Raw genomic sequence first — 20,269 nt, forward strand, 5'->3', positions numbered from 1 at the left:
TCACCCTCTCAGGTCGGCTACGCATCGTCGCCTTGGTGAGCCGTTACCTCACCAACTAGCTAATGCGCCGCAGGCCCATCCCCGAGTAACAGATTGCTCCGTCTTTCCCGATCTCCCCAGGTGGGAAGACCGTATATCTGGTATTAGCATCCGTTTCCGGAGGTTATCCCAGTCTCGAGGGCAGGTTGCCTACGTGTTACTCACCCGTCCGCCGCTAACCTCACCCCGAAGGACAAAATCCGCTCGACTTGCATGTATTAGGCACGCCGCCAGCGTTCGTCCTGAGCCAGGATCAAACTCTCCATAAAGGTAGTTCGATGACTCATGGTTAAAACGTTGTCGAATGTATAGCTTGTTCATTTGTTCAGTTTTCAAAGAACTTGTCGGTCACAAGGTGATACTTTATCATGCGAAGCATCTCTTGTCAACAGCTTGTCTTTCTTTTCGATTCGTTTCGCTGTTTTTCAACCGCGCCGCCGAAGCGACAAGAAGTAATATACCACATACGCCAAAATGAATGCAAGGGTTTTTTCAAAAAAACTTTGGATGCTTGAAAAGGGCAGGACGAAAGCCGAAAAAGGCCGGCAGCTCCAGGCTGCCGGCCCTTCCTTTCCGACCCGATCCAACCAGCCGCCGCCTAGTCCTCGAATCCGAGCAGCCGCCGCAGCTCCTGCTCGTCCTCGATGATCTCGATGCCGAGATCCCGTGCCTTGGCGAGCTTGCTGCCCGCGCTTTCGCCGGCGATGACGAAGTCCGTCTTCTTGGAGACGCTGCCCGACAGCTTGGCGCCAAGCTGCTCCAGCCGCTTGCCGGCCTCGTCCCGCGTCATCGTGGACAGCGTGCCGGTCAAGACGACCGTCTTGCCGCTGAAGGGACTTGCGGCCGCCTCGGCCGCGAGAGCGGGACGGTCGGCCTCCGCCCGCACGCCCTTCTCCCGCATCCGCCGGATGCTCTCCTGGATGATCGGCTCCTGGAAAAACGCCGTGATGCTCTCGGCGACGATGCCGCCGACATCCGGCAGCTCTGTCAGCTCCTCGGCCGGAGCCGCCATGATCGCGTCCAGGCTGCCGTAATGGTCGGCGAGCATGCGCGTCGTCGCCTTGCCCGTATTCGGAATGCCGAGTCCGTTCAGGAACGAGGCGAGATCGCGCCCTTTGGACTTCTCGAGCGCGTCCAGCAGGTTGCGCGCCTTTTTGTCCCCGAAGCGCTCCAGCCCGATCAGATCGTCGTAGCCGAGGTCGTACAGGTCGGCCGGATCGCTCACGCGTCCGCTCTCGTAGAGCTGATCGGCCGTCATGACGCTGAACGTCTCGATGTCCATCGCGTCGCGCGAGGCGAAATGCGTGATGCGCGCGATGATCTGCGGCTTGCAGCCGAGCCGGTTGTCGCAGAACAGATGCGCTCCGCGCTGCACGAGCGGCGTGCCGCAGGCCGGGCAGCGGTCCGGATAGACGATCTCCTCGCCCTGCTCGTCTTCGTCGGCCTTGCCGAGAATCTCGGGAATGACGTCGTTGGAGCGGCGGATGAACACGCGCGTGCCGAGCGCGTGCTTCAGTCCCTTGCGCTCGATGTCGCCGGTATTGTTGAGCGTGCAGTTCTGCACCGTGACGCCGGCGAGCTCCACCGGCTCGACACGCGCGAGCGGCGTCACCTTGCCGGTGCGGCCGACGTTCCAGGAGACAGACTCCAGCACGGTCGTGCTCTCCTCCGCTTCGAACTTGAAGGCGACCGCCCAGCGCGGAAACTTGTCCGTATAGCCGATCGCCGCGCGCGTGCGCATGTCGGTGACCTTGACGACCGCGCCGTCGATCAGGTAATCGAACTCGGGCCGCTTGACGGCGATATGATGCAGCTCCGCGATCACGTCCTCGATGTCGCTGAAGTAGGCGAGGTACGGATTGACCTTGAAGCGGCTGTCGCGGAGAAAGGCGATCATCTCTTCATGGGTAGCGAATTCCAGCTCGTCGGCATAGCCGATATTATAGAAGAACGCGTCCAGCCGCCGCTCCGCGGTCACCTTGGGATTAAGGTTGCGCAGCGCTCCGGCCGCGCCGTTGCGGGCGTTTTTGAGCGGCTCGGGCGCCGTCCTGTTGTACGCCTCCAGCACGGACAGGAACATCATCCCCTCGCCCTGCACCTCGATCAGCCCGTCCCGGTACGGAATCGTCAGCGGAATCGAACGGATCGTCTTGACCTGCGCCAGGATGCTCTCGCCGACCGTGCCGTTGCCGCGCGTCGCCGCCTGCACCAGCTGTCCGCCTTCGTAGGTCAGGTTGAGCGTCAGGCCGTCGAACTTCAGCTCGACGACGTAGGCCGGATCCGGCAGCGGCTCCTCGTCGGGATGCTTGGCGTTGTAGTCGCCGATCGCCCGCAGCAGCCGCTGATTCCAGGCTCGGACGCCCTCTTCGTCCTTGGCTTTGTCGAGACTCCAGAGGCGCGCGCGGTGGCGATGCGGCTCGAAGCCCTTGAGCACGTCCCCGCCGACGCGCAGCGAGGGCGACTCCGGCAGCACGACGCCGCTCTCCTGCTCCAGCCGGAGCAGCTCGTCGTAGAGCCGGTCGTACTCCGCGTCGCTGATGATCGGCTTGTCGAGCGTATAGTAGTTGTAGTTATGTACGGCAAGCTCTCCGGCGAGCTCGCGCATGCGCTCGATGGCCGCAGGGTCTGCTCCTGCCTTGAGCTCCTCCTGCTGCTCCGTGCGGTTGTCCACTCGTCATCCCGTCCTTCGTCGAAAAAATAAATCATGATATCGGCTGTGAAGCAGGCTTCCTTACCAGTCTATACCAACGGCTGCGGATGCAACCGTGCCCGGGCGCTGAACCGTTCAGAACCCGGGCACGGATACGATGCCGTATGAATATGGACAGGCCTAGCTAGGGGATGAGTGCAGGATCAGCCGTCGACCTTCTCGACCGGCGCGAAGCTGGCGAGCAGCTTCTTGAGGCCGGTCGGCGCCGGAAAGGCGATCTGGATCTCCGTGTCGTTGCCGGTCCCCTTGACCGACACGATCGTTCCGACTCCCCATTTCTTGTGGGAGACCTTGTCGCCGGCGACGAAGCTGCGGGCTGCGTCGCCGATGCCCGCCGCAGGAGCGCCCGGCGTGCTGACCCGCACGCTGCTGCCGCCTGCGGCGGAGCCGGCCGCGGGGGACCCGGCCGGGCGTCCGTAGCGCGAAGCGCCGGAGCCGTAGGCCGGCGCGGAGGCGCCTGCGGAGCTGCCGCCGCGGTAGCCGAAGCCTCCGGCTCCGCCGGCAGCGCCGCCGTACCGCCCGCCGCCGCCGATCGTGCGGCCGGGCGAGGCGATCTCTTTGACTTCGTCCGGGATCTCCTTGAGGAAGCGGGACGGAGGGTTGCTGCTCGTGCGGCCGAACAGCGTGCGCATGCGGGCGCAGGTCAGGAACAGCCGCTGCTCGGCGCGCGTGATGCCGACGTAGGCGAGGCGCCTTTCCTCCTCGAGCTCCTCGTTGTCGGTGAAGGCTCGGCTATGCGGGAAGACGCCCTCCTCGCAGCCGATGATGAAGACGACCGGGAACTCCAGTCCCTTGGCGCTGTGCATCGTCATGAGGATGACCGCGTCCGCCGGAGCGTCGTCCTTGTCGACCGAATCGATGTCGGCGATGAGCGCGAGGTCGGTCAGGAACGAGACGAGCGACTTGTCGTCGTTGCGCTGCTCGAACTCCTGCGTGACGGACAGGAACTCCTCGATGTTCTCGATGCGGGCCTTGGACTCGAGCGTGTTCTCCCGGTGCAGCTCCATCGTGTACTCCGACAGCTCCAGCACCTTCTCGGTCAGCTCGGTGACGGACAGGTAGTCGCGCATCGCCTCGAGGCTGGAGATCATCGAGCGGAACGACTCCAGCAAGGAGCGGGTGCGCCCGTTGATCTCGACGCCGTTCAGGTCGCCGAGCACCTGGTAGATGGACGTCCCGCGCCGGCCCGCCTCCTCGGCGAGCTTGGCGACGGTCGTGTCGCCGATGCCGCGCTTGGGCACGTTGATGATGCGCTCCAGGCTGATGTCGTCGTCCGGGTTGGAGACGAGCCGCAGGTAGCCGAGCAGGTCCTTGATCTCCTTGCGGTCGTAGAACTTGATGCCGCCGACGATCTGGTACGGGATGTCCGACTTGATGAGGATCTCCTCGATGACGCGCGACTGGGCGTTCGTCCGGTACAGGATCGCGTGGTCGGAATAGTTGCGCCCGCCGTTCCGGCCCGAGCGGATCTCGCCCGTGACGAAGTAGCCCTCGTCATGCTCGGACTCGGCCTGGTACAGCGTGATGCTGTCGCCGGCGCCGCGCTCGGTCCAGAGCCGCTTGTCCTTGCGCCCGGTGTTCTGGCCGATGACCGCGTTCGCCGCGTTCAGGATGTTGGAGGTGGAGCGGTAGTTCTGCTCCAGCAGGATCGTGCGCGCCTCCGGGTAGTCCTCCTCAAAGTTGAGGATGTTGGTGATGTCCGCTCCGCGCCAGCGGTAGATCGACTGGTCGCTGTCGCCGACGACGCAGATGTTGTGATGCTTGTCGGCCAGCATGCGGCAAAGCATGTACTGGGCGCGGTTCGTATCCTGGTACTCGTCGACATGCAGGTAGCGGAACTTGTTTTGGTAGAAGTCGAGCACCTCGGGCACGTCCTGGAACAGCTGGATCGTGCTCATGATGAGGTCATCGAAGTCGAGCGAGTTGTTGCTGCGCAGCCGCTTCTGGTACATCTTGTAGACGTCGGAGACGACTTTGTTGAAGTAGTCGGCGCCGGCCTTCTGCTCGAAGCGCGCCGGATCGATCAGCTCGTTCTTGGCGCTGCTGATGACGGACTGCACCGCCTTGGGCTCGAACTTCTTGGTGTCGAGGTTGAGGTCCTTCATGCAGCCGCGGATGACCGACAGCTGGTCGCCGGAGTCGAGGATCGAGAAGTTGGAGGTGAAGCCGATCCGGTCGATGTCCTTGCGCAGGATGCGCACGCACATGGAGTGGAACGTCGACACCCAGATGTCGCTGCCGGAAGGTCCGACGAGCTTGGACACGCGGTCGCGCATCTCGCGGGCGGCCTTGTTGGTGAACGTGATCGCCAGGATGCTCCACGGCGCCACGCGCCGCTTCTCGATCAGCCAGGCGATGCGGTGCGTCAGGACGCGCGTCTTGCCCGAGCCGGCGCCGGCCATGATCAGGAGCGGCCCGTCGGTCGCCTGCACCGCCTCGCGCTGCGGCGGGTTGAGCTTGGCCACCGCCTCTTCGATGCCTATCGGATTCATCATCATAGGTAAGTTGATCTCCTTGTTCGCCTTGTGTTCGCTTCTTTCAGTCTAGGGCAACGAGGCCAGCCGTGTCAATCGGCTGGAACGGTTTCCCGCACCGCCGCCACCGTCGCCAAAGCGGCCTCCGGATCGGCGTACAGCACGTTGCCGACGACGACGGTCGACGCGATCCGCGCGGCCTCGGCCGCGCGCTCCGGCCCGTCGATGCCGCCGCCGTAGACGAGCCGGGCGCCGGACAGCGCCCGCTTGACCCGCCGCAGCAGCGCCATGTCGCCGAAGCGGCCGCTGTACTCCACATACAGCAGCGGCAGCCGCAGCAGCCGGTCGGCAAGCCGCGCATAGGCGGCCGCCTGCAGCTCCGTGAGCGAGGCGTCCGCCCCGCTCACCTTGGCCGCCTCGCAATCCGGGTTGAGGATGAGGTAGCCTTCCGCCCATGTTTTGTCCCAAGGAATGAGGCCGCCCCACTCCTCCAGCGCCTGCGCCTGGCGCCCGGTGATCCAGCTCCCGTCCGGCGTGTTGAGCACGACCGGGACGAGATAGGCGTCGAAGCCGGGCATCGCCAGCTCCGGACGCGTCACCTCCAGCGCCACCGGCATCGGAGCGGCGGCGAGCCGCTCGAGCAGCGCCGCGGTGTTGTCATAGGTGAGGCCGCTCGAGCCGCCGACCAGGATCGCGTCCGTGCCGGAAGCCAGCACGGCGTCCAGCTCCCGCTGCCCGAGCCCGCGGTCCGGATCGAGCTTGAACACATGCCGCCAGCCCTCCATCGCTTCCGTCATAACCGCCTTCTCTCCCGTCTGTCGCGAAGTCTGTTTTTCCAGTCTAGACAAGGGCCTCCGCGGTGTCAACGCAAGCCGGCGCGCGAGCCTGGAGCGGGCTGCATGCAAGGGCCGGAGCCTGTTTCAAAGCAGGCGCCTCGTTGGTAAGGGTGGATACGACAATCGACGAACCGGCCGCTCAGGCCGAAGGAGGAATCGAGCATGCATAAACCGAACGCAAGCGCTGTAGAGACGGAAGCCGGAGCGATCCTGGACGAGCAGCGGGCCAAGCAGGAGCTGAGCCGCGCGGAGGGACGGACCGGGCCGGCGGCGACGGACGGCAAGCCGCATAGCGGCCATGAGCCGCAAGGCGTCGTGGAAGCCGAAGGAACGGTGCATCCGCCGGCGGTCAAGGGCGGCGACGGCCCTGTCCACCAGGACCCTCCCGCCGATGAGGAAGAGGAGCCGGACAGACGACGCGTGCCGAGCGGGAAAGAGCTGACGCCGGACGGAACCCGACGCCCTTATTTCATCTCCATCACGTCCAAGACGATCGAGCATGACCGCTCCAACACGGACCAGCTGGAGATCCTCGCCACGCCGGAGGAGCTGGAGAAGCTGGAGATCCTGCTCGGCGAGATGGAGTCGACGGACGACGTCAGCTCGCTCGTGGCGGCGATTCCCTATAAGTCCAACGACCGCAGCCCGACGCAGAAGAGGTTCCAGAGCTCGGTCAACGACCTCTACAGGACGATCCATTCGCTCGGCACGCCCGAGACGCGGGCTTTCATCGAAGACACGAACCTGTTCCGCGAGCTCAACAACACCGACTTCGACCTGCCGGGCTACGACAAGGAGCCGAAGATTTGAGCGATGCCAGCCATGGAACGAGCAAAAAGCTTCCCATCCGTTCGCGAAGAACGGATGGGAAGCTTTTTTGGCGTTGGTGAAAGCAGCACCCCGCTTAGGAGTAGATCTGGCTGACCTTGCCGTTCGTGAACACGACGTATTGCAGCCAATTGCTCGTGTAGGAGCCGTATCTCCACGTCTCCACGGAGATGCTGCCGGCGTACGCGCTGCTCGTATGGGACGGGCTGCCCCAGCTCATCTTGACCTGCTCCTTGGTCATGCCGATGCTGATCTTCCCGCTGGCGATCTTGTCCCACACCGCGTTCGACCACTTGTACGTCTTGCGCGGATCGGCCGTCAGGAACTGGTCGCTGCTGGCCAGGTTGGAGCGGATCGCCTCGGCGCTCGTGAAGGCCGTATGGAGCAGCTCGCCGGTCGACGCCAGCTTGAACACGACCGTAAATCCGCCGTCGTCATCCGGCCTGATGTCGTAGATCGCCACTTTCTTGAACCGGTACTTGCTGTCGAAGTTGTTGACCCAGTAGCTTTTGCCGATCAGCTTGGTCAAGGTGCCGAGCTTCTCTTTCTTGACGATCTGCTCCGTCTGCGGCGTCGAGATCGCCAGGTCGGCCTTGCCCTGCCATACCGTCATGTACTGGTAGTCGGAGTTCCATTCGAGATTGGCCCCGATCGCCGAGCGCAGCAGGGAAGCCGGGAATACGGCCGCGTCGCCGTACGTCTGCACGGGCCCGGCCATCGCGGTCTTCGCGCCGTTCACGACCGCGGTCGCGCTGCCCTTCTGCAGCTGGATGGAATCGTTGCCGAGCTTGACCTGGAACGTCTTGGAGGCATCGAGGTAGGTCACCTGCGCCCCGAGCTCCGCGAAAAAGGCCTTGATCGGCAAGTACATGACGCCCTTGAGCTGAACGCCGCCGCCGATGTAGTAATCCGCCGAAATGGACACGCGCAGCGTCAGCTTCTCCTCGCCCCAGCTCGCCGTCACGTCCGTCTCGCCGACCGCCAGCGCCTTCATCGTGCCGTCCGGCAGCTTCTGCAGCAGATAAGGCTTCTCGATCACGACATCCGCCTCGGACAGCGGCACCTTGCGGATTTGGCCGTAGCCGTCCGGAGCCTGAACCTGCACCGGCGTCTTTTCGCCGACGACCAGCTCCTTCTTTTCGATCGTGAAGCGGAGCGCGCCGGCCGTTTCCTCTGCGCCAGCCTGTCCCGGCGCCGCAAGCGCCAGCAGGAAGGCGACGGCTGCGACAGCCAGCCATGTCCATCGTTTCATTTTCTTTATCCCCCTATGACTCTATCAAATAACATAGGAAGATAATACCACATGCGACGATCTGTAACCAGACTATTGAACGGGGTCGGAAGCCTTAAAGACGGAGAGCAGCTCCTCCACGACGGCAGGCGCGTCCACCTCGAGCGCGAACGAGACGGGATGGCCGACGCTTGGCTTGACCCGCCGGTCGGTGACGACCATGCCCGCGGTCAGCGGATCGCCGCAGGCGATCGAGGCGAGCAGCGTGCGGCTCGTCACCAGCTCGGGACGGACCGCCGCGATGACGGCGAGCGGATCATGCAGCGGGCAGCTGTCCTTGAAGTCGTTGACGCGGCCGTAGAAGTCGAAGTAGATGCCGAAGCAGTCGTGCAGGAAGCGGGCGACCGGAAGGCCCTCCTCGCCTCCCTGGCGCTCCAGCCGGTCGAGGTCGTCTCGCGTCAGCAGCGTCTGCAGCGTCACGTCGAGGCCGACGACGGTCAGCGGCAGGCCCGCCGCGAACAGCACCTGCGCCGCCTCGGGGTCGCCCCAGAAGTTCGCCTCGGCGGCCGGCGTGATGTTGCCCGGCACGAGCGCGGCTCCGCCCATGACGACGACGCTCCTCAGCTTGGAGGCGATGCCGGGATCCTTTTGCAGCGCGAGCGCGAGGTTGGTCATGCGGCCGGTCAGCACGAGCGTCAGCTCGCCCGGGCGCTCGTTCGCGATGCGCACATAATAGTCTGCCGCATGCTCCGCCTCCGCTTGCTGCGACGACGGCGGCAGCACGGCGCCGCCGATGCCGTTCTCGCCGTGCACGTCGCTCTTGGCGCCGGGGAATTCGCGCGCGAGCGCTTTGTCCGCGCCGGCGTAGACCGGCACGCGTCCTTCCGCGCCGGCGAGCTTCAGCAGCCGCAGCGTATTGTCCGTCGCCTGCTCCACGCCGATGTTGCCGAAGCAGGTGCCGATCGCCTCCAGCGAGATGAGCGGCGACTTGACCGCATAGAGGATGGCGAGCGCATCGTCGATGCCGGTATCGGCGTCGATGATCATCGGCAGCGGGCGGGGATGGGTGCGGTTGAAATTACTTTCGGAAAGGTTCATCGGGTTCATGGGCTCCAGCTCCTGTTTCGGCTTGTTGGTCGGACTTGTTGCGATTGTTTGTCTTGTTGCGCTTGTTGCGCTTGTTGCGCTTGTTGCGCTTGTTGCCTGCGGACTGCCGCAGGCGCAAAAAAAGCTCCCCGGCCTCCCATCGGGAACCGGGGAACGAAGCCGTCCCTCCGCTCAAGGCGGATGAGGGACGGCCGGAATCACTTCGCCAGCTGGCCGCGGGTCACGCCGAGCTGGTTGGTCGCCTTGAGGCTCCGCCACACCTGCGTGCCGCTGATGCGGCCGTCGAGGGCGTCGCGGTACAGCCGCAGCACCTCGCCGACCTTTTCGGCCGGCTCCTCGAGAAACTCGATGCGGTAGGAGCGCACCCCGAGCTCGAGGAAGTTCTTGACGTATTCGGCGCCGGACTGCTCGATGGCGTTGTACACCGTGTTGCGGCAGCCCTCGTCCACGCGTACCGGATGGCTCATGCCGATCCGATCCTGCAGGCTGATGTCATGCTCCTCGCACGGACGGCCGCAGTTGGTGAAGTCGGTGCCTTCGCTGATGAACGTGCAGTAGACGCAATGTTCGGTATGGAACATCGGCAGATGCTGGTGGAGGACGACCTCCAGCGCCTCCGGCTCCGCCGTGCGGCCGAGCAGGTCGACCATCTGCTGGATGTTGAGGTCATAGGACGGCGTCAAGACGTCGCAGCCGGCCTCGCGGAACAGCTCGACCGCCTTGTGGTTGGCGACGTTGAGCGAGAAGTCGCCGATCAGCTGCGGGAACGGCTCGCCCGGACGCTCCATCCGCGCCTTCAGGTAGTAATAAAGCGCGCCGGTGTTGCGCACGAGCACCGCGTCGGGCTTCAGCTTCAGGATGTTGGCGTGGTAGCCGTTCTCCCCCGGCATATGGATGCGCGGCGTCGCCAGCGCGATCGGCTTGCCCGCCGCGCGGGCCGTCTCGATCGCCGCCGGGAACTGCTTGATGAACTCGAAGTCGGCGTAGATCATCGCGACGTCGGTCTCGCAGGCGGCGCGCACCTGCTCGAGCGTGCGGCAGAGCGCCGTCAGGCGCGCCTCGCCGGGCGCGGCCGGAGCGGCGGCCGCCTGCTCCGGCGAGCGCGAGCCGGCCAGCGGATCGGCTTCGCGCTTGACGTAGACCGGCGGCTTGGGCCGCTCGCCGTCGAGCCGCTCGACCGCCTCGCGGCGCAGCCGGTTCAGCTCGCGCACCGGCACGATCAGCTCGCCCTCCAGCTCCACCTCCAGCAGGTCGAGCTGGAACAGCGTGCCGCCGAGGCGGCCGAGCTGATCCTCCAGCAGTTGGCGGTCCATCGGCCGCTTGAGCGCCTTCTCCAGCGGCAGCTCGCTGTCGACCTGCACGGTGTTGCCCTTTTGCACGTCCGTCCACCAGGTGCGCAGCGGCTCGCCCTCGCGGCCTTCGACGCGCAGCGCGAGCGGGAAGACGCGATACGGCTTGTCGGTCTCGAACGTCGCGCGCAGGCGGCGGTCCAGCGCCGGATCGCTCGTCTTCCAGATGCGGTCGCCGGCCTTCACGCGCTGCAGGTTGACGTCATTGCGCCCCGGCACGATGTCGATGACGACGCCTTCGGCGGCTTCGCCCTCGATCTTGACGCCCTGGCGGCGGATGTCGTAGACGCGGCCGCCCTCTTCCTTTTGCGTCGGGTCGCCGGCGTCGAACACGATGCCGTCTCCGCGCTTGAGCGGAGCCTCGATGCGGCAGACGACGCCGTCGCGCAGCACGCGCTCCACGCGACCGAGGTAGACGCCGCGGCTTTTGGGGAAGGAGCCGTCGACGAGCTTCTTGTTGTTGGTGCCGTCCAGAAAGCCGTGCGTGAAGCCGCGCGAGAAGCTCTGCTCCAGCTCGCGGATCTCCTCCCGCGTCGGGCCGCTGCGGTCGCCGTCGAAGTAGGCGTCGATCGCCTTGCGGTACTTGGAGACGACGTTGGCGACGTACTCCGGCGTCTTCAGGCGGCCTTCGATCTTGAAGGAGGTGACGCCCGCCTCGATCAGCTCCGGCACGAGGTCGATGGCCGCCAGGTCCTTGGGCGAGAGCAGATAGGCGATGTCGCCCATCGGCTTCTGCTCGCCGTCGACCATCAGGTCGTACGGCAGGCGGCAGGCCTGCGCGCACTCGCCGCGGTTGGCGGAGCGCCCGCCCCACATTTCCGAGGTGAGGCACTGGCCGGAGTAGCTGACGCACAGCGCGCCATGCACGAACACCTCCATCGGCAGCTTGGCCTGCTCGCCGATCTTGCGGATCTGCTTAAGGTTGTTCTCCCGACCGAGCACGACGCGCTCGAGGTCGAACGGCTTGGTGAACTCGACCGCCTCGGGCGAGGTGATCGTCATCTGCGTGGAGCCGTGGATCGGAAAGTCGGGCGAGATCTCGCGGATCAGCTTCACGAGGCCGAGATCCTGCACGATGACCGCGTCCACGCCCGCGTCGATGCAGGCGTCGATGAGCGCCTTGGCGTCCCGCAGCTCGTCCTCGAATACGAGGATGTTGAACGTCAGGAAGCCCTTGACGCCGTAGCGGTGCAGGAAGCCCATGATTTCCGGCAGCTCGTCCATGCGGAAGTTGTTGGCGCGCGCCCGCGCATTGAATTTCTCGACGCCGAAAAAGATCGCGTCCGCGCCGTTGGCGACGGCGGCCCGCATGCAGTCCCAATCGCCTGCCGGGGCGAGCAGCTCGATGTCTTGCCGTTGCACGCTCCGGAGGGCTGCTGCGGACGGCTCCGCTTGTGCTTGTATCGGTAAGGTCATGCCTATAATAAGCCTCCATATCTCGTACTTGCTTCTACTATAATAGCGCCTTGGTTCCAGCATGGCCGCCGGAAGCGGCCCGCATACTGCTAGTGTAGCAGAGTGGCCGCCGGTTGACCAAGCCTTCGCGGGGATTCGACCGCTGGCAACTTCAGGCCGGCCGCGGCGCTTCCCAACTGCCATACAAGTATGGTAGGATGAAGGCGAGATTGACCGCAGTTCGTACCGAATATAAGGAGGTGAGGTCCCATGTCCGGAGCGACGCCATCTGCCAGCCCCGCTTCCGCCCGAGAGGCGGCGTACCGCCGGCTGCGCGCGGAGATCCTGTCGCTGGAGCTGCCGCCGGGAACGGCCATCAGCGAAAAGGACGTCTCGCTGCGCTTCGGCGTCAGCCGCACGCCGGTGCGCGAATGCTTCGTCCGGCTCGCGCAGGAGGGGCTGCTGGACATCTATCCGCAGCGCGGCACGTACGTCAGCCGCATCGACGCCCATCTCGTCGAGGAAGCGCGCTTCCTGCGCGAGCAGCTGGAGGCGGCGGTCGTGCGGCTCGCGGCGGCGGACGGCCTCGATCCGGTCAGCCTGGCCGAGCTCGAGGCCAACCTGCTGCTGCAGCAGAGCTGCCTCGACGACGGGCAGGACGGCAGCCGCATGTTCCGGCTCGACGAGGAGTTCCATGCCCGGCTGTTCGCCGCCTGCGGCAAAAGCCATACCTGGTCCGTCATCGGCTCGGCCGGCGTGCATCTGAACCGCAGCCGCCGGCTGCGGCTGGCGGCCGACCCGGACTGGCGGCATCTGCTGGAGCAGCATCGCGCGATCCTGCAGGCGATCCGCGAGCGCGCGCCGGAACGCGCGGAGCGCGTCATGCGCGAGCATCTGCAGCTCGTGCGGCTCGACCGGGCGCGGCTCGCGGAGCTTTACCCGGACTATTTCCGGATGTAGCCAGCCGCGGCGGCCGGTCCGGAACGCCGGGCCGCTTCGCTTGACGCTTGGCGCTAGACGCTTGGCCGCAACAAGCAACCGGCAGGAGCCGATCCTGCCGACTTTCAGGGGAGAGGGGCGACGATAGCGGTGAAAATGGTATTCCGCTGGTTCAGAGCAGGCAACGATACGGTGTCGCTGGAGCAGATCCGGCAAATTCCCGGCGTCGAAGGCATCGTCTGGGCGCTGCACGACGTGCCGGCCGGAGAAGAGTGGCCGATGGAGAAGATTCTGGAGGTGAAGCGCGCCGCAGATGCGGCCGGGCTGCATATCAAGGTGGTCGAAAGCGTCAACATCCACGAGGACATCAAGCTCGGCCTGCCGTCGCGCGACCGCTGGATCGCGAACTACAAGCGCACGATCGAAAAGCTCGCGCAGGTCGGCGTCGAGGTCATCTGCTACAACTTCATGCCGGTGTTCGACTGGCTGCGCACCGACCTCGGCCGGCTCATGGACGACGGCTCGACGGCGCTGTTCTACGAGGCCGCGCGCGTGCGCGACATCGACCCCGCCGAGCTCGTGCGCGAGATCGAGTCCGACTCGACGCTGACGTTGCCCGGCTGGGAGCCGGAGCGATTGAAAGCGTTATCCTCGCTATTCGAAGCGTACCGAGGCGTGACGGAGGACGATCTGTTCGAGCATGCGAAATATTTTCTGGACGAGATCATCCCGGTCGCGGAGCAGCACGGCATCCGCATGGCGATCCACCCGGACGATCCGCCGTGGCCGATCTTCGGCTTGCCGCGCATCATCACGTCGCAGGACAATCTGCGCCGCTTCCTGGCGCTGCACGACAGCCCGGCGAACGGCGTGACGCTGTGCAGCGGCTCGCTCGGCGCGAATCCGGCGAACGACATCCCGGCGATGGTGCGCGAGTTCGCGGACCGCATCCCGTTCTGCCATATCCGCAACGTGCGGGTGTACGACAACGGCGACTTCATCGAGACGTCGCATCGGACGCAGGACGGCACGGTCGACATCGCCGGCATCGTGCAGGCGTATCATGACGTCGGCTTCACGGGCTACGCTCGTCCGGACCACGGGCGCCATCTGTGGGCGGAGCAGGTCCGTCCGGGCTACGGGCTGTACGACCGGGCGATGGGCATCATGTACCTGTGGGGGCTGTGGGACGCGCTGGAGCGCCAGCGGGGCCCGCTCGCCAGCGGCATGGCCGGAGCGGCGGGCCATGCCGAGCCGCCGCGGCTCCCGATGCGCCGCGAGCGTCCGGCCGCTGTCGCCGCGAGCGAGGCGGCGGCCGCCGGCGAGGCAGCCCCGGCCGGCCGAGAGGAGGCGCGCCCATGAGCGCAGGCAACCGCGAGCAGCTGCTGCGGCCGTCCCTGAGCGGCAAGGTCGCCGTCGTCACCGGCGGCTCCGGCGTGCTCTGCCGGGCGATGGCGCTGGAGCTCGGCCGCCAGGGCACGGCGGTCGCCGTGCTCGGGCGCACGCTGGAGCGCTGCGAGGACGTCGCCCGCGAGATCCGCGAGGCCGGCGGCCGCGCGGTCGCCGTCCGCTGCGACGTCACCGACCGCGCCAGCGTCGAGGCGGCGGCCGAGCAGGTCGAGCGCGAGCTCGGCCGGCCCGACATCCTCGTCAACGGCGCCGGCGGCAACCATCCGAGCGCGATTACCGGCGCGGAGACGTTCCAGCCCGGCGATCTGGAGCGGGACGGCTTCCAGAGCTTCTTTTCGCTGGATCCTGCGGGATTCCGCCATGTGCTCGACCTCAACTTCATGGGCTCGCTGCTGCCGACGCAGATATTCGCCCGCGGCATGCTGGAGAGAGGCGGCAGCATCCTCAACATCAGCTCCATGAGCGCCCCCTCCCCGATGACCAAGGTTCCCGCGTACAGCGCGGCCAAGGCGGCCATCGAGAACTTCACGAAGTGGCTGGCCGTGCATTTCGCCGAGACCGGCATCCGCGTCAACGCGATCGCGCCGGGCTTTTTCGAGACGGCGCAAAATGCCCGGCTGCTGCGCGCCGAGGACGGATCGCTCACCGAGCGGTCCCTCAAGATCATCTCGCATACGCCGATGCGCCGCTTCGGCAAGCCGGACGATCTGCTCGGGACGCTGCTCTGGCTGCTCGACGACGACGCCGCGGCGTTCGTCACCGGCATTACCGTGCCGGTGGACGGCGGCTTCTCCGCCTACTCCGGGGTGTAGCGCGCCATCGCCAAGAAGCCCGTTTCGGCATCGGCCGAAACGGGCTTTTTTGTCGCGACGCCTTTAGGCGCGGCAGGGAATGCGGATGTGGAGGCTCCATCCGCTAGCTCCGGGCTGGGGCCTCCAGCTTGGCGCGGCCGCCCAAATAAGGGCGCAGCGCCGCCGGGATGGCGATCGAGCCGTCCTCCTGCTGATGGTTCTCCAGAAGCGGGACGAGAATGCGGGGCGACGCGACCGCGGTGTTGTTGAGCGTGTAGGCATGCCTCAGGCTGCCGTCCGCCTCGCGGTAGCGGATGCCGGCGCGACGCGCTTGGTAGTCGAGCAGCAGCGACGACGAATGGGTCTCGCCGTAGGCTTTGCGCCCGGGCATCCACGTCTCGAGGTCGTATTGCTTGTACGTCTTGGCCGACATGTCTCCGGCGCAGACGGCCATGACGCGATGCGGCAGCTCCAGCGCCTCGAGCAGCGAGGCGGCGTGTCCGGTTATTTCCTGCAGCAGCGCCTCCGCTTCGCCGAGATCCGCCCGGCAAAGCACGACCTGCTCGACCTTGGCGAACTGATGGACGCGGTACAGCCCGCGCGTATCGCGTCCGGCCGAGCCGGCCTCGCTGCGGAAGCAGGCCGAGGCGGCGGCGAGCCGGATCGGCCGGTCCAGCTCCAGCACTTCCCCGGCGTAATAAGCGACGAGCGGCACCTCCGCCGTGCCGGCGAGCCTCAGGTCCTCCCCGGCGAGCGCATACACCTGATCCTCGCCGGCCGGGAAAAAGCCCGTCTGCTCGAACGCGCCGCCGCGCAGCATGACCGGCACCTCCAGCAGCTCGAAGCCGGCCGCGAGCAGCCGGTCGACGGCCAGCTGCTGCACCGCCCGATGCAGCAGGGCTCCCATGCCCGTCAAGTAGTAGCTTCTCGAGCCGGCCGTCTTCGCCCCGCGGGCAAAATCGGCCAGCCCGTGCCGCTCGGCCAGCTCGACGTGGTCCAGCGGCTCGAAGCCGAATTCCGGCGGAGCGCCCCGGCGCGCCAGCTCGATATTGTCCGCCTCCGAGGCGCCATGCGGCGTGTCGGGCGAGACGAGGTTCGGCGCCTCGAGCAGCAGCTTCCTCAGCGCCGCCTCCGCTGCGGCCAGCCGCGGCACCAGCGCGGCCAGCTCCGCTCCTTCCCGGCGCCCCGCCTCCTGCAGCGCCGCCGCCTCCTCTTTCCGGCCCTCCCGCATGCAGCGGGCCACGCCTTCCGACCGCATGTTCCGGGCGCGCCTGCGCTCCTCGACGTCGGCGACGAGCGCCCGCCGCCGCCGATCGGCGTCCAGCAGCTCCTCGACTTGGAACGCCATGCCTTTGCGGCGCGCCGCCTCGCGAACTTCCTCTTCATGCTCCCTGATCCAGGCCAGATCCAGCATCGTCCTTCGCTTCCTTTCCGCTTGCCGTAGTGGATGAAAACACAAAAAGCGCCCTGTCCGCTTGGGACGAGGAGCGCTTTACGACTCGCGGTGCCACCCAATTTGACGGAATGCGGCGCATTCCATCCCCTTTGGTTCCGCGGTAACGGGCGGTGCCGGCAAGCTTAGGAAAGCGGCCGCTTTCTTGACGAGTGCGCCTCCGGGTTGGATTCCCTTCATCGGCATGATGGCGAATGGAGTTTGAACCACTATAGCACAGGACGATACGGCCATCAACCCGATTCGCCCAGGCATGCTTCGCTTTACATTTTCACCGCGTTAAATCTATCCAGCTGCAATATTTTCGTAAGTTGCGTTTAATTTCAGCGATTGTCATTCAGAAATCATCGAATGCACCTTTGATCCATGTGGATCCAGAAATAGTAAAAGGCATTCTTTGTAAATTAATTCTAACCTTTTTGATAGTCAGCCCTTCCATCCCTTGTTATACTGGAGGCATTCTTGGCGCGGCTTCGGCCGACCTATCTTTCATCGGAAGCGCAGGTGCCTGACGTACATGTTGGATCATGTTCTTTATCTTCTATTCGGCTTCATGGATGTATTCGCCCTTCTGGTTGTTGCGGCCGCTCTCTTCCGCATTCCTGTCCTCAAGGCGGCTCCGACCCTCGTCCTTGTTGCCGTGCTTGCTTCGCTGCTCTCCTACCTGAATCGGATGGTCATGAACTGGTCCGCCTTCGATTTGCTGGCGCAGACCGCTCTCTCCGCGCTTTTTTTTGTTCTTGTCTTAAAATTCAGACTATTTTGGTCGATGATCATCGTATCTTCCGGCCTCATGGTCTTCCTGCCGCTGCAGTTCACCATCTATGTCCTGCTCACCCGATTCGATTTCTTGCCTGATGCCATCGCCAGCCATAATACGGGATTCGTCTTCGCCCTGCAGCTTCTTACGGATGCTTCCTGCCTGCTGATCGCCTGCGCTCTCCGTCTGGGCAAGCGAGGCTATCGATTCATGCCGCAGGCTCCGCATGACTTCCAGGAGAGGATCCTTTATTTCTCTCCCCGCTACGAAAAGCTGACTCTCGCGCTCGCCGCCAACCTGATCAACATCATGTTCACGCTTTATTTGACCTTGAACGGATGGATCTATTTTTCCTATGCCATTTCGCTGATCGTCCTGTTCACGATGCTGATCCTGTTCGACCAGACGGACAAAAAGAGATGAGCAAGGGGTGAGGCCATGCTGGAGAAATGGTCAATCGCGTTCGCCGACCGATTGATCCGGCACTCTCCGGAAAGCAAGATGCGCGCCGAAGTGCTCGCCTATGCGCTTGGCGTATACTTGAACCTAGCGGCAACGGTCCTCCTGGCGCTGGCGTTCGGCCTCTTGACCGGGGAGCTGGCCCAGACGCTGACGGCCATGCTTCTGTTCAATCTGACGCGTCTGTTTACCGGAGGCTTCCATTTCAAGTCGCTCGGGGCTTGCGCCCTCGCCTCGGCCGCCCTTTACGCCGCCATCCCTTGGTTCGAGCTGGCCGCGCCGACGGCTTCTGCGCTTACGGTTTGGGCGCTCGCGATCTTCCTCCTCCTTGCTCCGGCATCCGCCCCCGAGACGACGCGCTTGCCCCGCCGCCTTCGCCCATGGTTCAAAGCCGTTGCCGTCCTGCTCGCAGCTGCGAATCTTGCGCTCTCCTCCGAGCTTTTCGCCCTTGTCCTCGCCGCCCAGGCCCTGACCTTGCTCCCCGTTCGGAAAGGAGGTGAGGACCGATGAAGAAGCGGACCGCGGCCGCCTGGATGATCGCTTTTCTAAGCACGAGCGCAATGATTTTTTCGATCATGGAGAAACTCAATGTAGGCGCCCGGCCCCTGCCGCCGGAGCTGAGAAAATAGCCTTGCCTTCAGGCCTCGCTTCGAGCGAGGCCGTTTTTCTTTTCATGGCCACTCCCGCCCGTCCTCCCAAGCGAGATAAAAGCGTTCGAACCGCCATGCCTCCGGCGCTTCCGACAGATCGCCGAAGTAGGCCGAGATCGTGTCCCGCTGCGAGCGATGCGCCGCCAACGCGGCCGCCTTGGCCGGCCAGACGGCCTTCGTATCGAGCGCCAGCGCTTCCTTGCGGCCCTCCTGCGCCAGCGTCTCGGAGCCGATATAGACGAGCCGGTCCAGTCCCGGCACGCGCCGCTCCCGGACGAGCCGCGTCCCGATCCGCGAGATCGCCCGATGATCCGGATGGCCGTTGCCGCCATCCGGCGGAAAGGTAACCAGCGTCGACGGCCGCCGGACCGTCAGCCACTGCGCCGCACGCTCGACCGCTTCCCGCTCGTCCGCTTCGGCCAGCTTGCCGTCCGGATAGCCCAGATGTCCGACCTCGCGGATGCCGAGGATGGCCGCCGCATCCGCGAGCTCCTGCTCCCGAATCTCGCCGAGCCTCCGGCCGAGAGCTGCGGCCAGCTCGCTCCCCCTTTTGCCGGCATCGCCCCGAGTCGCCGTCAGCAGGACGGCCGGCTCTCCCCGCTCGGCCAGTCGGCGGCACAGCGCCGCTGCCAGGAACGCCTCGTCATCCGGATGCGCCAGCAGCAGCGCGACCGGCGTTTTCATTCCGTCCATCTCCAATCCCTCCGCTTTCTTTGTCCACTTTTTATGCGATTTTGCCGCAACCCGCTTCTGCGGATGAATGCAGCGCCGCGGGCATGATATAATGAACTCGTTTGAAACGATAGCGCTACCATCACCCGATCGGGAGGTTTTCCACTTATGAAGCTTGGCGTATTTTCGGTTCTGTTCGCTCAGAAATCGTTCGAGGAATCGCTCGACTACATCGCAGCCAAAGGGCTGGACGCATTGGAAATCGGCACCGGCAACTATCCCGGCAGCCCGCATCTGGATCTGGACGAGCTGCTCGCCGACGACGGCAAGCGCCGCGCCTTCAAGCAGGCGGTCGAATCGCGCGGCCTCATCATCTCCGCGCTGAGCTGCCACGGCAATCCGCTGCACCCGCAAAAAGCCATTTCGACGGAGCATGACACGATCATCCGCAAGACGATCGAGCTGGCGAACCGGCTCGAAGTGCCGGTCGTCAATACGTTCTCCGGCCTGCCCGGCGACCACGAGGACGCGAAGTATCCGAACTGGCCGGTCGCGCCTTGGCCGAACGACTTCCAGGACGTGCTGAAGTGGCAGTGGGAGCAGAAGGTCATCCCGTACTGGAGCGAGATCAACGGCATCTCCGAAGCGGCCGGCGTCAAGATCGGCCTCGAGCTGCACGGCGGCTTCTCCGTCCACACGCCGGCGACGATGCTCCGCCTGCGCGAAGCGACGGGCAAGGCGATCGGCGCCAACCTCGATCCGAGCCACATGTGGTGGCAAGGCATCGATCCGGTCCAGGCCATCCATATTCTTGGCCGCGAAGGCGCGATCCATCACTTCCACGCCAAGGACACGACGATCGACCCGATCAACGTCAACAAGCACGGCGTGACGGACATGCAGTCCTACACGCAGATGCTCGACCGCGCCTGGCAGTTCCGCTCCGTCGGCTTCGGCCACGACCTCAAGGTATGGGCGGACATCATCAGCGCGCTCCGTCTGGTCGGCTACGACTATGTCGTCAGCATCGAGCATGAGGACGGCCTGATGAGCGTCGAGGAAGGCTTCAGCAAAGCGGTCGCCAACCTGCAGCAAGTGCTCATCCGCGAGCCGCTCGGCGAGATGTGGTGGGTGTAAGGCCCAAGATGAAAAAAGCTTCCCCGGCT

16 protein-coding genes and 1 rRNA gene are annotated in these 20,269 nt (G+C 65.0%); 8 read left to right on the forward strand and 9 right to left on the reverse strand.

What is annotated here, in order from left to right:
* From H582_RS0106745 to H582_RS0106760, 4 genes are all read right to left on the reverse strand, one after another.
* Positions 1-308 (reverse strand): 16S ribosomal RNA (locus tag H582_RS0106745); the annotation flags it as partial.
* 329 nt (positions 309-637) lie between these two features.
* Entirely contained in the window at positions 638-2,644 is a 2,007-nt protein-coding gene (gene ligA / locus H582_RS0106750; protein WP_043111040.1) for an NAD-dependent DNA ligase LigA, read from the reverse strand.
* 248 nt (positions 2,645-2,892) lie between these two features.
* A complete protein-coding gene (gene pcrA, locus H582_RS0106755) occupies positions 2,893-5,244 on the reverse strand; it encodes a DNA helicase PcrA (RefSeq protein WP_028597930.1) in 2,352 nt (783 codons plus the stop codon).
* A gap of 71 nt (positions 5,245-5,315) precedes the next feature.
* Positions 5,316-6,020: a geranylgeranylglyceryl/heptaprenylglyceryl phosphate synthase gene (locus tag H582_RS0106760; RefSeq protein WP_028597931.1), complete on the reverse strand. Its 705-nt coding sequence runs from the start codon at positions 6,018-6,020 to the stop codon at positions 5,316-5,318.
* 201 nt (positions 6,021-6,221) lie between these two features.
* Here H582_RS0106760 and H582_RS0106765 point away from each other — a divergent pair, with 201 nt between their 5' ends.
* Positions 6,222-6,869: a hypothetical protein gene (locus H582_RS0106765; RefSeq protein WP_028597932.1), complete on the forward strand. Its 648-nt coding sequence runs from the start codon at positions 6,222-6,224 to the stop codon at positions 6,867-6,869.
* A gap of 94 nt (positions 6,870-6,963) precedes the next feature.
* Here the strand turns inward: H582_RS0106765 and H582_RS0106770 are convergent, their stop codons facing one another.
* The 3 genes from H582_RS0106770 to H582_RS0106780 form a co-directional block, all read right to left on the reverse strand.
* Entirely contained in the window at positions 6,964-8,139 is a 1,176-nt protein-coding gene (locus H582_RS0106770) for a stalk domain-containing protein (protein ID WP_028597933.1), read from the reverse strand.
* Between the two features lie 72 nt (positions 8,140-8,211).
* Complete coding sequence (locus H582_RS0106775) at positions 8,212-9,225, reverse strand: nucleoside hydrolase (RefSeq protein ID WP_228551244.1); 1,014 nt, start codon at positions 9,223-9,225, stop codon at positions 8,212-8,214.
* A 197-nt stretch (positions 9,226-9,422) separates the two neighbouring features.
* Positions 9,423-11,990, reverse strand: a complete 2,568-nt coding sequence (locus tag H582_RS0106780; protein WP_052333033.1) for a U32 family peptidase — start codon at positions 11,988-11,990, stop codon at positions 9,423-9,425.
* A 249-nt stretch (positions 11,991-12,239) separates the two neighbouring features.
* Between H582_RS0106780 and H582_RS0106785 the strand changes: the two genes are divergently transcribed.
* The 3 genes from H582_RS0106785 (at position 12,240) to H582_RS0106795 (ending at position 15,130) form a co-directional block, all read left to right on the forward strand.
* A complete protein-coding gene (locus H582_RS0106785; protein WP_028597936.1) occupies positions 12,240-12,929 on the forward strand; it encodes a GntR family transcriptional regulator in 690 nt (229 codons plus the stop codon).
* 129 nt (positions 12,930-13,058) lie between these two features.
* On the forward strand, positions 13,059-14,270 hold the full coding sequence (uxuA, locus tag H582_RS26350; protein ID WP_084136761.1) for a mannonate dehydratase: 1,212 nt from the start codon (positions 13,059-13,061) through the stop codon (positions 14,268-14,270).
* Positions 14,267-15,130 (forward strand): SDR family oxidoreductase, encoded by an 864-nt coding sequence (locus H582_RS0106795; protein WP_043111030.1) that lies wholly within the window; start codon positions 14,267-14,269, stop codon positions 15,128-15,130. The genes uxuA and H582_RS0106795 overlap by 4 nt, the downstream gene beginning before the upstream one ends.
* 103 nt (positions 15,131-15,233) lie before the next feature.
* Here H582_RS0106795 and serS read toward each other — a convergent pair whose 3' ends face one another.
* A complete protein-coding gene (serS, locus tag H582_RS0106800; RefSeq protein ID WP_028597938.1) occupies positions 15,234-16,523 on the reverse strand; it encodes a serine--tRNA ligase in 1,290 nt (429 codons plus the stop codon).
* Between the two features lie 556 nt (positions 16,524-17,079).
* Here serS and H582_RS0106805 point away from each other — a divergent pair.
* From H582_RS0106805 to H582_RS33105, 3 genes are read left to right on the forward strand one after another with little or no spacing between them, the layout of a single operon-like run.
* Positions 17,080-17,745, forward strand: a complete 666-nt coding sequence (locus H582_RS0106805) for a hypothetical protein (protein WP_028597939.1) — start codon at positions 17,080-17,082, stop codon at positions 17,743-17,745.
* A 15-nt stretch (positions 17,746-17,760) separates the two neighbouring features.
* Positions 17,761-18,291 carry an accessory gene regulator B family protein gene (locus H582_RS0106810; protein WP_028597940.1) on the forward strand — a complete coding sequence of 177 codons (531 nt, stop codon included), beginning with the start codon at positions 17,761-17,763 and terminating at the stop codon, positions 18,289-18,291.
* Entirely contained in the window at positions 18,288-18,410 is a 123-nt protein-coding gene (locus H582_RS33105; RefSeq protein ID WP_255309788.1) for a hypothetical protein, read from the forward strand. The genes H582_RS0106810 and H582_RS33105 overlap by 4 nt, the downstream gene beginning before the upstream one ends.
* A 42-nt stretch (positions 18,411-18,452) precedes the next feature.
* Here H582_RS33105 and H582_RS26355 read toward each other — a convergent pair whose 3' ends face one another.
* Positions 18,453-19,124 carry a PIG-L family deacetylase gene (locus H582_RS26355; RefSeq protein ID WP_127464573.1) on the reverse strand — a complete coding sequence of 224 codons (672 nt, stop codon included), beginning with the start codon at positions 19,122-19,124 and terminating at the stop codon, positions 18,453-18,455.
* A gap of 147 nt (positions 19,125-19,271) precedes the next feature.
* On the opposite strand from H582_RS26355, the gene H582_RS0106825 reads away from it, so the two are divergent.
* A complete protein-coding gene (locus H582_RS0106825; RefSeq protein ID WP_028597941.1) occupies positions 19,272-20,240 on the forward strand; it encodes a sugar phosphate isomerase/epimerase family protein in 969 nt (322 codons plus the stop codon).
* The last annotated feature ends 29 nt before the right edge of the window (positions 20,241-20,269 follow it).

The sequence above is a fragment of the Paenibacillus pasadenensis DSM 19293 genome, assembly GCF_000422485.1.
GTDB lineage: Bacteria > Bacillota > Bacilli > Paenibacillales > Paenibacillaceae > Paenibacillus_O > Paenibacillus_O pasadenensis.

Coding starts and splice junctions, on each gene's coding strand:
- H582_RS26355 (WP_127464573.1), bottom strand. CDS start 19,124: ATGGACGGAATGAAAACGCCGGTCGCGCTGCTGCTGGCGCATCCGGAT.
- H582_RS0106780 (WP_052333033.1), bottom strand. CDS start 11,990: ATGACCTTACCGATACAAGCACAAGCGGAGCCGTCCGCAGCAGCCCTC.
- H582_RS0106795 (WP_043111030.1), top strand. CDS start 14,267: ATGAGCGCAGGCAACCGCGAGCAGCTGCTGCGGCCGTCCCTGAGCGGC.
- H582_RS0106810 (WP_028597940.1), top strand. CDS start 17,761: ATGCTGGAGAAATGGTCAATCGCGTTCGCCGACCGATTGATCCGGCAC.
- H582_RS0106785 (WP_028597936.1), top strand. CDS start 12,240: ATGTCCGGAGCGACGCCATCTGCCAGCCCCGCTTCCGCCCGAGAGGCG.
- H582_RS0106805 (WP_028597939.1), top strand. CDS start 17,080: ATGTTGGATCATGTTCTTTATCTTCTATTCGGCTTCATGGATGTATTC.
- H582_RS33105 (WP_255309788.1), top strand. CDS start 18,288: ATGAAGAAGCGGACCGCGGCCGCCTGGATGATCGCTTTTCTAAGCACG.
- H582_RS0106770 (WP_028597933.1), bottom strand. CDS start 8,139: ATGAAACGATGGACATGGCTGGCTGTCGCAGCCGTCGCCTTCCTGCTG.
- H582_RS0106775 (WP_228551244.1), bottom strand. CDS start 9,225: ATGAACCCGATGAACCTTTCCGAAAGTAATTTCAACCGCACCCATCCC.
- H582_RS0106825 (WP_028597941.1), top strand. CDS start 19,272: ATGAAGCTTGGCGTATTTTCGGTTCTGTTCGCTCAGAAATCGTTCGAG.
- ligA (WP_043111040.1), bottom strand. CDS start 2,644: ATGCGCGAGCTCGCCGGAGAGCTTGCCGTACATAACTACAACTACTAT.
- H582_RS0106760 (WP_028597931.1), bottom strand. CDS start 6,020: ATGACGGAAGCGATGGAGGGCTGGCGGCATGTGTTCAAGCTCGATCCG.
- pcrA (WP_028597930.1), bottom strand. CDS start 5,244: ATGATGAATCCGATAGGCATCGAAGAGGCGGTGGCCAAGCTCAACCCG.
- serS (WP_028597938.1), bottom strand. CDS start 16,523: ATGCTGGATCTGGCCTGGATCAGGGAGCATGAAGAGGAAGTTCGCGAG.
- H582_RS0106765 (WP_028597932.1), top strand. CDS start 6,222: ATGCATAAACCGAACGCAAGCGCTGTAGAGACGGAAGCCGGAGCGATC.